This is a genomic window from Hymenobacter sp. B81, assembly GCF_044628455.1.
GTDB lineage: Bacteria > Bacteroidota > Bacteroidia > Cytophagales > Hymenobacteraceae > Solirubrum.
In genome coordinates, this window is sequence record NZ_JBIYZW010000001.1 from 1704502 (window position 1) to 1716917 (window position 12416).

The 12416-nt window shown below is 67.8% G+C and carries 11 protein-coding genes; 6 read left to right on the forward strand and 5 right to left on the reverse strand.

Going from position 1 to position 12416, the window contains the following annotated elements; all coding sequences use genetic code 11:
- Window positions 1-16 precede the first annotated feature (16 nt).
- From ACE191_RS07535 to ACE191_RS07550, 4 genes are all read left to right on the forward strand, one after another.
- Window positions 17-658 (forward strand): (2Fe-2S)-binding protein, encoded by a 642-nt coding sequence (locus ACE191_RS07535; RefSeq protein WP_400191579.1) that lies wholly within the window; start codon window positions 17-19, stop codon window positions 656-658.
- A gap of 134 nt (window positions 659-792) precedes the next feature.
- Entirely contained in the window at window positions 793-1776 is a 984-nt protein-coding gene (locus tag ACE191_RS07540) for an FAD binding domain-containing protein (protein WP_400191580.1), read from the forward strand.
- A 7-nt stretch (window positions 1777-1783) separates the two neighbouring features.
- Window positions 1784-4027, forward strand: a complete 2244-nt coding sequence (locus ACE191_RS07545) for a xanthine dehydrogenase family protein molybdopterin-binding subunit (RefSeq protein ID WP_400191581.1) — start codon at window positions 1784-1786, stop codon at window positions 4025-4027.
- A 57-nt stretch (window positions 4028-4084) separates the two neighbouring features.
- Window positions 4085-4870 carry a DUF3891 family protein gene (locus tag ACE191_RS07550; protein WP_400191582.1) on the forward strand — a complete coding sequence of 262 codons (786 nt, stop codon included), beginning with the start codon at window positions 4085-4087 and terminating at the stop codon, window positions 4868-4870.
- 33 nt (window positions 4871-4903) lie between these two features.
- Here ACE191_RS07550 and ACE191_RS07555 read toward each other — a convergent pair whose 3' ends face one another.
- The 3 genes from ACE191_RS07555 to ACE191_RS07565 all read right to left on the reverse strand — a co-directional run bounded on the left by ACE191_RS07555 (window position 4904) and on the right by ACE191_RS07565 (window position 7591).
- The gene (locus ACE191_RS07555) at window positions 4904-6541 is read right to left on the reverse strand and encodes a PAS domain-containing protein (protein WP_400191583.1); all 1638 of its coding nucleotides are present in this window, start codon (window positions 6539-6541) and stop codon (window positions 4904-4906) included.
- A gap of 33 nt (window positions 6542-6574) precedes the next feature.
- Window positions 6575-6937 carry a hypothetical protein gene (locus ACE191_RS07560; protein ID WP_400191584.1) on the reverse strand — a complete coding sequence of 121 codons (363 nt, stop codon included), beginning with the start codon at window positions 6935-6937 and terminating at the stop codon, window positions 6575-6577.
- Between the two features lie 297 nt (window positions 6938-7234).
- A complete protein-coding gene (locus tag ACE191_RS07565) occupies window positions 7235-7591 on the reverse strand; it encodes a thioredoxin (protein ID WP_400191585.1) in 357 nt (118 codons plus the stop codon).
- A gap of 153 nt (window positions 7592-7744) precedes the next feature.
- Between ACE191_RS07565 and ACE191_RS07570 the strand changes: the two genes are divergently transcribed.
- Together ACE191_RS07570 and ACE191_RS07575 are read left to right on the forward strand one after the other, a co-directional pair.
- Window positions 7745-9343, forward strand: coding sequence for an ATP-binding protein (locus tag ACE191_RS07570; protein WP_400191586.1), 1599 nt, complete (start codon window positions 7745-7747; stop codon window positions 9341-9343).
- Window positions 9321-10379: a response regulator gene (locus tag ACE191_RS07575; protein WP_400191587.1), complete on the forward strand. Its 1059-nt coding sequence runs from the start codon at window positions 9321-9323 to the stop codon at window positions 10377-10379. The genes ACE191_RS07570 and ACE191_RS07575 overlap by 23 nt, the downstream gene beginning before the upstream one ends.
- Before the next feature lie 356 nt (window positions 10380-10735).
- Here the strand turns inward: ACE191_RS07575 and ACE191_RS07580 are convergent, their stop codons facing one another.
- Window positions 10736-11620: a universal stress protein gene (locus ACE191_RS07580; RefSeq protein ID WP_400191588.1), complete on the reverse strand. Its 885-nt coding sequence runs from the start codon at window positions 11618-11620 to the stop codon at window positions 10736-10738.
- Window positions 11621-11652: 32 nt separating this feature from the next.
- Window positions 11653-12372 carry a sulfite exporter TauE/SafE family protein gene (locus ACE191_RS07585; RefSeq protein WP_400191589.1) on the reverse strand — a complete coding sequence of 240 codons (720 nt, stop codon included), beginning with the start codon at window positions 12370-12372 and terminating at the stop codon, window positions 11653-11655.
- Window positions 12373-12416 lie beyond the last annotated feature (44 nt).

Consider the following 12416-nt stretch of genomic DNA (forward strand, 5'->3'; position numbering starts at 1 on the left):
CACGTTTCTTATCCCTATGGCCCAGGATCAGCCCGATTCCCCGCCCCCCGGACCCGGTCAGCACGACCAGGCCCGGCGAGCCTTCCTCAAGCAAACTTCGGTGCTCACGGCCCTGGCCCTCACCCCCGGCCCGGTGGTGCAGGCGGCGGCGGCCGAGTGGGACGAGAAGGTAGCGGCGGCCTTCGAGCAGGTCCCGCTCAAGCTCGACGTAAACGGCAAAAAGTACAAGCTGCGGGTGGAGCCGCGCACCACGCTGCTGGACTTGCTGCGCGAGCAGCTGCACCTCACCGGCACCAAGAAAGGCTGCGACTACGGCCAGTGCGGGGCCTGCACGGTGCACGTGGATGGGCAGCGCATCAACTCCTGCCTGACCTTGGCCGTGATGCAGGAAGGCAAAAAAATCACCACCATCGAGGGCCTGGCCGAGGGTGACCGGCTGCACCCCATGCAGGAAGCCTTTCTGAAGCACGACGGCTTTCAGTGCGGCTACTGCACCCCCGGGCAGATCATGTCGGCGGTGGCCTGCGTCCGCGAGGGGCACGCCGACTCGGAAACCGAAATCCGCGAGTACATGAGTGGCAACATCTGCCGCTGCGGGGCCTACCCCAACATCGTGGCCGCCATTGAGGAAGTGAAAAACGGCGGGCAGAAGGTGTAAAGGGTATTGGGTAGTTGGTAGTAAGTAGTTGGATGCCGCCCAGGCGCCGCTTCGACCTTCTTCCTCCTCTCTCTCAGGGCACCCAGCCCTAGTTGCCTAGTCCCAATACTTACTACATACCACCAACTACCAGTATGAACCCGTTCCAGTACGTGCGTGCCGGCAAGACCAAGGCTGCCATCGAAGCCATCGGCCGCGAGCCGGGCGCGCAGTTCATTGCCGGCGGCACCAACCTGCTCGACCTGATGAAGCGCGGCGTGATGGCGCCCCCGCGGCTGGTCGACATCAATAGTTTACCCCTGGCGCGCATCGAGCGGCAGAGCGGCGGCCTGCGCATTGGCGCGCTGGCCTTGAACAGCGCCGTGGCCGAAGACGCGCTGGTACGGGAGCGGCTGCCGCTGCTGGCCCAGGCCCTGAGCGCGGGCGCCTCGCCGCAGCTGCGCAATATGGCCACCGTGGGCGGCAATATGCTGCAGCGCACCCGCTGCCCCTACTTCTACGACCTGGCCATGCCCTGCAACAAGCGCGAGCCGGGCTCGGGCTGCGGGGCGCTCGAAGGCTACAACCGCATGCACGCCATCTTCGGCGCCTCCGACCAGTGCATTGCCGTGCACCCTTCCGACATGAGCGTAGCCCTGGCCGCGCTGGATGCGGCCGTGCTGGTAACCGGTCCCCGCGGCGAACGGCGCCTGGCCTTCGCCGACCTGCACCGCCTGCCCGGCGACACCCCGCAGCGCGACACCAACCTGGAGCCCGGGGAGCTGATTGTGGCCGTGGACGTGCCCGACAACGCCTTTACCCGGCACGCGCACTACCTGAAAGTGCGCGAGCGGGCTTCCTACGCCTTCGCCCTGGTGTCGGTGGCCGCGGCGCTGGAGTTGGAGGGCTCGACCATCAAGGCCGCCCGGCTGGCCATGGGCGGCGTGGCCCACAAGCCCTGGCGCTTGCCCGAGGCCGAGCAGGCGCTGGTGGGCCAGCCAGCCACCGAAGCCTCGTTCCGGCGGGCCGCCGAAGTGGCCATGCGCGGGGCCAAAGCCTTTAAACACAACGCCTACAAGCTGAAGCTGGGACCCAATGCCCTGGTTCAGGCCCTGAAAAACGCCGCTGGCTTAGCCTAGAAGCACCATGAACGAGCAAGTTTTACCGGCCGATGGCCCGCTGATGGGTGACCCGCTGAGCCGCGTCGACGGGCGGCTGAAAGTAACCGGCGCGGCGCGGTACTCGGCCGAATACCAGCTGCCGGGGCTGGTGCACGGCTTTCTGGTGGGCAGCACCATTGCCAAGGGCCGCATTCGCAGCATCGATACCAAGGCCGCCGAGCGGGCCCCGGGCGTGCTGGCCGTGCTCACCCACCTGAACGCGCCCAAGGTGCCGGGCTACGCCGCCAAAACCAACCCCGACGAGCCGCCAGCCATTGGCCAGCCCCTGCGCGTGTTCTACGACGAGCGGATTTACTTCAACGACCAGCCCGTGGCCCTGGTGGTGGCCGACACCCTGGAGCGGGCCCGCTACGCGGCGCGGCTGGTGCGGGTGCAGTACGCGCCCGAGGAGCACCGCACCGACTTCGACGCCAACCGCAGCCGCGGCTTTCTGCCCACCCAGGCCAAGCGCAACCCCAAGTCGGCCCAGAACGACTACGACCGGGGCCAGAAAGACGGCTACCAGACCGCCCCGGTAAAGCTGGAAGCCGAGTACGTGCACACTTCTGAAATGCACCACCCCATGGAACTGCAAAGCATCACGGCGCACTGGGAAGCCCCCGACCGGCTCACGGTGTACGACAAGGTGCAGGCGGTGAAGGGCACGCAGCGGGCCTTCGCCAAGGACTGGGGCCTGCCCGAAGACAACGTGAAGGTTATTGCCACCTTCGTGGGCGGGGCCTTCGGCAACGGCCTGCACAACTGGCCCCACGAAACGGCGGCCATCATGGGTGCCAAGGTTACCAACCGGCCCGTGAAGCTGATGCTCACCCGCGAGCAGATGTTCACCATGGTTGGCTACCGGCCCTACACCTGGCAGCGCATCGGCATCGGGGCCACGCGGGCCGGCAAGCTGGTGGGCATCACCCACGAGTCGGTGGGGCAAACCTCGAGCTACGAGGAGTTTACCGAGTCGACCCTGCAGCAGACGCGCATGATGTACACCTGCCCCAACGTGTCGACCCGCTACCGCATCCTGGGCCTCGACGTGAGCACGCCCATCTGGATGCGCGGCCCGGGCGAGGCCACCGGCGCCTTCGCCCTGGAGTCGGCCCTCGACGAGCTGGCCCACTTGCTGGACCTCGACCCCATTGAGCTGCGCCTGCGCAACTACGCCGACCGCGACCCCGACAACGGCAAGCCCTGGTCGACCAAGTACCTGCGGGAGTGCATGCAGCTGGGCGCCGAGCGCATTGGCTGGACTCAGCGGCAACTCAAGCCCGGCACGGTGCGCGAGGGCGACTGGCTGGTGGGCTACGGCATGGGCGTGGGCACGTTCGGGGCCAACCGCCGCGGTGCCAAGGCCCGGGCCCGCCTGCTGGCCAACGGCCACGTGCGCCTGCAAAGCGCCACCACCGACATCGGCCCGGGCACCGGCACGGTGATGGTGCAGATTGCCGCCGACGCGCTGGGCTTGCCAGCCGAGCGCGTGAGCTTCGAGCTGGGCAACTCCACGTTTCCCGAGGCTCCCTCGCAGGGCGGCTCGGCTACGGTGGCCAGCGTGGGCTCGGCGGTGGTGGCGGCCTGCGCCGAGCTGCGGAAGAAGTTGCAGCAGCTGGCCGGTGCGGCCTTCGCCGCGGCCAAGCCCGAGGAGCTGCGCTTGGACGCCCGGGAGTTGACACTGACCAGCAACCCCGCAGCCCGGCTCAGCTACGCCGACCTCGTGCGCCAGAACAACGGGCAGGAAGTGGAAGTGGTGGCCGAGGCCAAGCCTGGCAACGAGCGGCAGCAGTACTCCATGTACTCGTTTTCGGTGCACTTTGCCCAGGTACGGGTGCACGCCCTCACCGGCGAGGTGCGGGTATCGAAAATGGTGTCGTGCGCCGACGCGGGCACCATTGCCAACCGCAAAACCGCCGGCAGCCAGATGATTGGCGGGGCCGTGGGCGGCATCGGCATGGCCCTGACCGAGGGCGCCGTGATGGACCACCGCTTCGGCCGCTACGTGACCAAGGACCTGGCCGAGTACCACGTGCCCGTGCACGCCGACGCGCCGCCCATCGAGGTGGTGTTCATCGACAAGCCCGATCTGCTGGTGGACCCCATGGGTACCAAGGGCATCGGCGAAATTGCCATCATCGGCGTGGCCCCGGCCATTGCCAACGCCATCTTCAACGCCACCGGCCGGCGCATCCGCGAGCTGCCCATCACCCCTGATCGGCTGATTTAGCTGGTTGTTCGTTTTTGGTGAGCTGGCGCCGAACTTCCCGACCTGTAGTCCACGCCGATGATTGTACGCGCTACGCCCAGCAGCTTCGTGTACCTGACCCAGACCGACCACGCCCGCGCATCGGGCCGGCTGGCCGAGCACTGGCCCCGGGCGCACTTCCCGGCCCCGGCGCGGCGGGCCGACGTGCTGCTGGCCATTCACGAGCACGACCGGGGCTGGCAGCCCCTCGACGCGGCGCCGTTCTGGAACTCTGAAACCCAGGCGCCCTACTCTTTTCTCGACTTTCCGACTTCGCCCAAGCTGGTGCACTACCGCGCCGGCCTCGACGAGGTGGAGGCGCTGGCCCCCTACGCCGGGCTGCTCTGCAGCCGCCACTACGCCGACTTTTTCAACCCCGCCGAGCCCGGCGCCGCGGCCGAATTCCTGGCCCACGAGCAGCGGCGGCAGCAGCGGCTGAAAACCTGGCTCGACCTCACTCCTGGCCCGGCCGAAGACGCCCTGGAGTATCACCTGCAGCTGCTTAAGTTCTGCGACCGGCTGTCGTTGTACCTGTGCCTGAACGAGCCGGGTGCCAGTAAGGCCGCTGAGCACCCCTGGTACCGCGCGGGAATTCCAGGTTCCGATTTCTTCGCCCACACCGGCCACCAGCTGCTGCAGGCCGCCTGGCTGGCGCCCGACCGCGTGCAACTCGCGCCGTTTCCCTTCGCCCAAGAGTTTGAGGTGACGCTGCCCTACCGCGAGCTGCCCCGCGTGCAGGTGCGGCAGCTGGGGCTGGCGCGCAGCCTGGCCGCAGCGCCCGAGCAGCAGCTACGGGTACGCATCAGCAGCCCCGATGCCGCTTAGTTGGACTGCCGAAACGGCTATTTCCCGGCGGTATTAGCGCTGCTCGAGCTGGCGGCGCAGCTCCTGCACCTGGTGCTCCAGTTCCAGGGTGCGGAAAGTTATCTTGGCTTCCAGGTCGGCGTAGGCGCGCTCGAGCTGCTCGTGCAGCTGCTTTTGCTCGGTCACGTCGGTATTGGTGCCAAACCAGCGTACCACCTGCCCCTGCTCGTTGCGGATGGGTTGCGCCCGCGACAAAAACCAACGGTATTCGCCGTCCCGCCCCCGCAGCGGAAAAGTGTCTTCCCAGGGCTGGCCGGCGGCCAAGTGTTCCTCAAACTTGGTGGTTACCGCCTCCAGGTAGCTGGGGTGATGCACCTGCTGCCAGCCCCAGCCCTGCACCTGCTCGGGCGTGGTACCGGTGTAGTCGTACCAGCGCTGGTTGTACCAGTGGATGTAGCCAGTGGCGTCGGTCATCCAGGCCAGCTGGGCCATGTTGTCGGCCAGGGCGGTAAACTGCTCTTCCCGCTCGCGCAGGGCAGCTTCGGCCCGGCGCTGCTCGGTCACGTCCTGCATGGCCCCGATCATGCGCACGGCCTTGCCCTCGGCGTTGTGGGCCACGTGGCCGCGGTCCAGGACCTGGGCATACGAGCCATCGGCGCGGCGGTAGCGATACTCGTCGTGCCAGGCCGCCTGCCCGCTGTCGATGGCGGCGTGAATGCCGTGTACCACCCGCTCGGCGTCGTCGGGGTGCAGGTGGTCGTACCACCACTGCGCGGTGGGCTCTACCTGCTCGGGAGCGTACCCGAATACCCGGTAGATGGCCGGATTCCAGCCCACGGAGTTGGTTTCCAGGTCCCAGTCCCAGATGGCGTCGTTGGTGGCCAGCGACGCCAGCACATAGCGCTGCTCACTGCGGCGCAGCGCGTCCTCCGATTCGCGCTGCTCGTGAATATCGGTGCAGGTGCCAAACCACTGCACGATTTCCCCCTCGGAGTTGCGAATGGGCCGGGCCAAGCCCAGAAACCAGCGGTAGTCACCAGCCTTGCCCTTAAAGCGGTACTCAATTTCGTAGTCGTTGCCGCTGGCCAGGCACTGGCTCCAGATCTGCCGTGCCCGCTCCTGGTCGTCGGGGTGCAGCAGGTTGTTCCACATTTCGGTGCCCTGGCTTTGCTCCACGGTGTAGCCCGTGTAGTCGATCCAGCGCTGGTTGAAAAACGTGTGGAAGCCGGCCGGGTCGGTCAGCCACACCATCTGCGGAATGAACTCGACCACGGCCCGGTACTCGTCGTCGCGGCGCTTGGCGTCGCTCACGTCGGTAATGGTGCCCACGAAGCGCAGGGCCTGGGCGCGGGCCGAATCGAAATAGGCCCGGCCGGTGGCGCGCACCTGGCGCAGCTGCCCGTCGGGGGCCACGGTGCGGTACTCCACGTCGTAGGCGCCCGTGCCGCGCGGGTCCAGGGCCTGCTGCACCACGGCGTCCACGCGGGCGCGGTCGTCGGGGTGCAGGCAGCGCAGAAAACGCGGGTAATCCACTTCTTCGGCCGGCGCCAGGCCAAACAGCTCCTTGCAGCGGTCCGACCACAGCAGCTGGCCGGTCAGCGGGTTCAGGTCCCAGGTGCCCACCCCCGCGGCTTCCACCGCGGCTTGCAGGCGTTCGTAACTGGTGGTCTGGGATTCTTCGGGCTTCAGCATGCGAGTAAGAAATGACGGAAACGGCGGCTGAGCTCAGGACTGGGCCAGCTGCAGCTCCATTCCCGACAGGAAATACAGGTTGAGGAGGCTTTGGCGGCCGTCGGCGGAACGGCGCAGGCGGGTAATCAGGGCACGGGTGCTTTCCTCGGCCAAGCTGATTTCCAGGTAGGGCCGCTGCAGCAGGGCATCGCGCTGCACCGACCAGTGCCCGCTGGCCTCGGCCTGCCCGGGCAGCTGCAAGCGCATTTCCTGCCCCTGCAGCTGCAAGTGCGTGGCCAGGGCCAGCGCGCTGTCGGGGTTGGTGCGGTTGAGCACCCGGTCGGCAATGCGCCACGACCCCGCCAGAAAGTCATCCGGCAGCTGTTGCAGGTTGACGTCGAACAGCAAATCGGTCATGCGGGCCAGTAGTCGGGGTCGTGGAATGCCAAAGGTATTGGATAGGCATCAGAACACGACCACTCGCGCAGCAGCCACCGATACGTACAAATACGGACTCACTACCAACAAACCCCGAGGAAAGTTTAACCGCGGCACCGCTTTTTGAGCGCCCGCGCAGTAAGCCCCAGCCAAACTGACTGTTACCCCCGCCTGGAAAATTCCGCCGCCGCCCGCCCGCTCGGCACCAATTGAGTGGCGCCGGGCAACCTAACGTAAGGTGTGTATTGAATAGCCCGCGCCTGCTGGGGTAGCGCGCTAGCTCACCTCGGGCACGGGCGCCTCGGCGGGGCGCAGCTTGCTCAGCAGCAGCCCGGCCAGGTCTTCGCCCTCGGGCAGGCCCTGCTGGCGCCACAGCTCAATGCCCTGCTGCACCAGCACGAAGGCCGGCAGCTGGGGAGCCCGGAAGCTGCGCACCACAGCCGGATGGCTGGCTTCGTTGATTTTCAGGACGCGGATGGCGGCCCCCAGGCGCCCCTGCAGCCCGTCGAGCAGGGTGTTGACGGCCAGCAGCTGGGCCCGGCCTTCGCCACCGGCCACCGGCGGCAGCAGCACCAGCAGCATGGCCGGGTCGGGGGCCGGCAGCATCGGTTGGGAAGCAGGAACGAGGGACATCAGCATGGTTGGGGTACTTTTCCTGCCGTAAAATTGCCCGCTTCCCCGCCCCCGTCCCATGACATTCGTCAGCCCGCCGACGTAATGCTTGTCAGGCGGGCCGGGAAATCCGAAGTTTGAGGCCCGTAACGCCCGCGCTTTCCCCTGTCCCGCATGCCCAGCCACCACCCCTACACCCTCGCCCTGACCGACATCCTGATCAACCAGGCCCAGGAGTTTATCGGCATCTACGACGGGGCGCAGGAGCAGTTTGTGCGCGTGAACCCGGCGGGGCAGCAGCTGCTGGGGGCGGCGGCCGAGGCCACTGGGCCCTGGCAGCTGCGCACGGCCGCCGGTCAACCCTGGCCCGAGCTGCTGGCCGAAGCCCGCCGCGCCGGCCGCTACGAGGGCGAGGTGTGCGTGGTGCGCCCCGCCGGCCCCGACCTGGGCGCCTACCTGGAGCTGACCTACTTCCAGGCCCAGGAGCGCCCCTACTTTCTGGTGCGCCTGCGCGAGCAGGGCCGCCTGCAGCAGGCCGAGCGCGAGCTGGCCCAGAGCGAGCGGCGCTTCGAGGCCATCGTGGCCAACGCCACCATCGGCATCATCGTGTGCAACCGCCAGGGCACCATCGTATCAGCCAACCGCCTTTCGGAGCAGCTCTTCGGCTACGGCGCGGGCGAGCTGCCGGGCCAGCGCATCGAGGTGCTGGTGCCCGGCGCCATCAGCCCCCACCACCAGCGCCTGCGCGAGAGCTACAACGCCCAGCCCTCGGTGCGGGCCATGGGCGCCCACCGCGGCGATTTGCAGGCCCAGCGCAAGGATGGCTCGGTGTTTCCGGTGGAAGTCAGCCTGAGCTACTTTCACCTCGGCGACGAGCTGTACGTGGTGTCGTACGTGCTCGACATCACCTACAAGAAGGAAGCCGAGCGGGAGCTGATTGCCGAGCGCCAGCGCGTGGAGCGCCTCAACGCCGACCTGGAGCAGAAAGTAGCCGAGCGCACCCACGCCCTGCTCAACACCCTCGAGCAGCTGGAGCAGCGCACCGAGGAGCTGGCCCAGGCCCTGGCCGTCGAGCAGGAGCTGGGCGAGCTGAAGTCGCGCTTCGTGAGCATGGCCTCGCACGAGTTTCGCACCCCGCTCACCGCCGTGCTCACCTCGGCCACGCTCATCGAGAAATACCCCGGCAGCGACCAGCAGGACAAGCGCCTCAAGCACCTGCAGCGCATTCGCACCTCCGTCAACCACCTCAACGACATTCTGGAGGAGTTTCTCTCGGTGGGCAAGATCGAGGAAGGCAAGATTGAGGCCCGGCCCGTGGCCCTGGAGCTGGGCGCGCTGCTGGCCGACACCATTGCCGACGTGCAGGGCTTGCTGAAAGCCGGCCAGACCATTGTGCGCGACATAAACTGCCCCGCCCCGGTGCGCCTCGACCCCTCGCTGCTGCGCAAAATCCTGGTGAACCTGCTCTCCAACGCCATTAAGTACTCGGGCGAAAACTCGCGGGTGACGGTGCAGGCCGCCTGCGCCGGGGGGCGGCTCTCGCTCACGGTGCAGGACCAGGGCGTAGGCATCTCGCCCGAAGACCAGGAGCACTTGTTCGAGCGGTTTTTCCGGGCCCGCAACGTCACCAACGTGCCCGGCACCGGCCTCGGGCTGTATATCATTGCCAAGTACCTGGAGCTGATGGGCGGCACCATTGCCCTGCGCAGCGAGCTAAACCACGGCACTACCGTCACCATCGACATTCCCTATGAAGACCATCCTGCTGATTGAGGACAACGACCTGATTCGCGAAAACACCGCCGAGATTCTGGAGCTGGCCGGCTACGAGGTGCTCACGGCCGAAAACGGCAAGCTGGGCGTGGCGCAGGCCCTGGCCCGCCGCCCCGACCTGGTCATCTGCGACATCATGATGCCGGTGCTCGACGGTTACGGCGTGCTGCAGATCTTCAGCCAGAACGCCCAGCTCGCGGGCGTGCCCTTCATCTTCCTGACGGCCAAAACCGAGCGCGCCGACCAGCGCCGCGGCATGGAGCTGGGCGCCGACGACTACCTGACCAAGCCCTTCGACGAGGCCGAGCTGCTGCGCGCCATCACCAGCCGCCTGAGCCGCTTCCGCCAGCTGCGCGCCGACTACGACCTGCAGCAGGACGGCCTGCACGAGTTTCTGGAAGATGCCCGCGCCGTGGGCAACCTGCAGGGCCTCTCGGCCGACCGCAAGGAGCACTCCGTGCGCAAAAAGCAGGAAATCTACTCCGAGGGCGACGAGCCCACCCGGGTGTACTTCGTCAAGTCGGGGCGGGTGAAAACCATCAAGACCACGCCGGGCGGCAAGGAGCTCATTACCGGCCTCTACCAGCCCGGCGAGTTCTTCGGCTACCTGGCCTTGCTCGAGCAAACCCGCCACAGCGACTCGGCCGTGGCCGTCGACGACTCGGTGCTGGTGTACATTCCCCGCGACGACTTCAGCCAGCTGCTGCTGCGCAACCCCGAGGTGGGCCAGCACTTCATTCGGCTGCTGGCCGGGCGCGTGAGCGAGCGGGAGCAGCAGCTGCTGGGCATGGCCTACAACTCCATCCGCAAGCGCGTGGCCGACACGCTGCTGCGCATGCACGAGCAGCAAAGCGCCGCCGCCGAAGCCGGGGCCGCCATTCAGCTCTCCCGCGACGACATGGCCGCCGTGGTGGGCACCGCGCCCGAGTCGCTGATTCGCACCCTGAGCGAGTTCAAGCAGGACGGCCTGATCGAGCTCAGCGGCAAGGGCATCCGGGTGCTGCAGCCCGAGAAGCTGCGCCGCGCCAACTGGTAGGCGGCCGGCGTTTAGGCGAAAAGCCGGCCGCCTCGGGCCGAAGCGACGGGACCTTTCCCACGACTCGACCTGGCATCCTGGGAAAAAGACTGCGGTCTTTTCGGGAAGTTGTCCTATCGTTTCCGGCAACTCGTCCTAATGTCTGCGGGAAAAGGCACTGGCGAGTTTCGCCCAGCGTACCGTTGTCTGGCCGAAAACAAGCCGGCGGAGCGGCGGCCCCCGGGAAGCGTCGGGCCGGAAAGCTCCGCCCGCCCTGCCAGGATTGGCGTGGCGCAGGTCGCTGCCGTTGCGCGAGTGAAGCCGGGTTGAAAGGCGCCGGGCCCTTCTCCCGTCCCGGCGCCTTGCCAGAAACTCCGCTAAACCGCTTCGGCCAGGGCAACCGGGTGCGCCTGCTGGGCGCAGCGCTGGCAGCAGAATGCTTCGGCCGGCGCGGCGGGCCGGGGCAGCACCAGCACCGGAATGCGGGTGTGGTAGGCGTCGGTTTTGGTGTAGCACACGTCGAAAAAGCGGCGCAGCGGGCCGGTTTCGGCGGGCGCGTACACCAGCAGCTGGGCGCCAATGCGGGCGCAGAACTCGCCGATGCCTTCCAGCGGATCGTCCTCGAGCACCAGCTTGCAGTCGACGGGCACGCCCGCCAGGGCTTCGCGGGTGTCGCGCAGGCCGCGCTTCACGCTGATAAGCCCCGGCAAATCGAGGCGCCGGTAGAAGTGCACCAGGTTCAGCTGCGCCCGCAGGCTGTGGGCCAGCTCGCCCAGCAGCGGCAGCGCTGCCGCATCGACGTGGCCGAAATCGGTGGTGAACACCAGCCGGCTGGGCAGAGGCCGCGGGCCGGCCGGCACCACCAGCACCGGGCAGGGTGCCTGCTCGGCGATGCGCACGGCGTGGTTGCCGTCGGGGGCCTGCTCGCCGCAGTCGGTGTGCTCCAGCGCCAGCACCAGCAAATCGGCCCCTACCTCGCCGATGACGGCCGGCACGTGGTCGTGCAAACAGCCCGCGCGCACCACGAAGCGGTAGCGGATGCGGCGGCCGTCCTGGCGCACCAGCTGCACGTAGCGCAGGCGCTCGGCCAGGATGGAAAGCCGCTGCCGGAAGCCGGCTTCGGCCGCGGCGGTGAGTTCGGCGCCGGGGTGGCAGTAGAGCAGCACCACTTCGGCGTGTAGCCGCACGGCCAGCTTGTTGGCGTACACCACGGTGTGCTCGGTGGCGGCGGTCAGGTCCAGGGGAACGAGGATGGTCTGCATGCGGGAGGGCGGGAGAAGCCGACGGAAAAACGTTAGTGGCACTGGGTAATGGCGGCGGGCCGGCCGACGGTGGCGGCGGCCGGAGCCGCGGGGCGCGGACTCAGGTAGGGAATGCCCAGGCCCAGCCCGCGCACGATGAACAGCACCGCCATGACGGAGGCTACCACCGGCACGGCGCGGCGCAGGCGGCCCCGCCAGAGCAGCGGCACCAGCTGCCCCGTGAGCGAGAGAGCCAGCATCAAGGGCAGCGTGCCCAGACCAAACAGGGCCATGTAGGCCGCACCGCCCGCCGCGCCCGGCGCGCTGATGGCCCCGGCCAGGGCCAGGTACACCAGGCCGCAGGGCAGCAGGCCGTTGAGCACGCCGGTCAGGTAGAGGGCGCGGTAGGTGGGCTGCTGAAAAAAGTACGCCAGCGCCTGCTTTACCCGGGCCAGTCCCCGGTCGAGGCCCAGCCGGGCGGCGACGCGGCCGCTGTAGCGCCCGGGCACGGCCACCAGCAGCAGAATCAGCAGGCCCGAGGCAATGGAGAGGCCCTGCTGCCAGCCCGCCAGCCGCAGCGACTGGCCCAGCAGCCCGGCCAGCGCGCCCAGCCCGGCGTAGGTGCTCACGCGCCCCAGGTTGTAGAGCAGCCGGCCCAGCAGGTAGCGGCCGCGGGGCTGGCCCGCGCCGGGCAGCGCCAGCGCAATGGCGCCGCACATGCCCACGCAGTGGAAGCTACCCAGAAACCCAAATACCAAACCAGCCCAGAGCATTTGTTAATGTGATGAATGTGGGTAATGTGATGAATGTGCGGGAT

What these genes read in the sequence shown, in the direction of transcription:
- ACE191_RS07535 (WP_400191579.1), top strand. Translation starts at nt 17, where the DNA reads ATGGCCCAGGATCAGCCCGATTCCCCGCCCCCCGGACCCGGTCAGCAC.
- ACE191_RS07540 (WP_400191580.1), top strand. Translation starts at nt 793, where the DNA reads ATGAACCCGTTCCAGTACGTGCGTGCCGGCAAGACCAAGGCTGCCATC.
- ACE191_RS07545 (WP_400191581.1), top strand. Translation starts at nt 1,784, where the DNA reads ATGAACGAGCAAGTTTTACCGGCCGATGGCCCGCTGATGGGTGACCCG.
- ACE191_RS07550 (WP_400191582.1), top strand. Translation starts at nt 4,085, where the DNA reads ATGATTGTACGCGCTACGCCCAGCAGCTTCGTGTACCTGACCCAGACC.
- ACE191_RS07555 (WP_400191583.1), bottom strand. Translation starts at nt 6,541, where the DNA reads ATGCTGAAGCCCGAAGAATCCCAGACCACCAGTTACGAACGCCTGCAA.
- ACE191_RS07560 (WP_400191584.1), bottom strand. Translation starts at nt 6,937, where the DNA reads ATGACCGATTTGCTGTTCGACGTCAACCTGCAACAGCTGCCGGATGAC.
- ACE191_RS07565 (WP_400191585.1), bottom strand. Translation starts at nt 7,591, where the DNA reads ATGTCCCTCGTTCCTGCTTCCCAACCGATGCTGCCGGCCCCCGACCCG.
- ACE191_RS07570 (WP_400191586.1), top strand. Translation starts at nt 7,745, where the DNA reads ATGCCCAGCCACCACCCCTACACCCTCGCCCTGACCGACATCCTGATC.
- ACE191_RS07575 (WP_400191587.1), top strand. Translation starts at nt 9,321, where the DNA reads ATGAAGACCATCCTGCTGATTGAGGACAACGACCTGATTCGCGAAAAC.
- ACE191_RS07580 (WP_400191588.1), bottom strand. Translation starts at nt 11,620, where the DNA reads ATGCAGACCATCCTCGTTCCCCTGGACCTGACCGCCGCCACCGAGCAC.
- ACE191_RS07585 (WP_400191589.1), bottom strand. Translation starts at nt 12,372, where the DNA reads ATGCTCTGGGCTGGTTTGGTATTTGGGTTTCTGGGTAGCTTCCACTGC.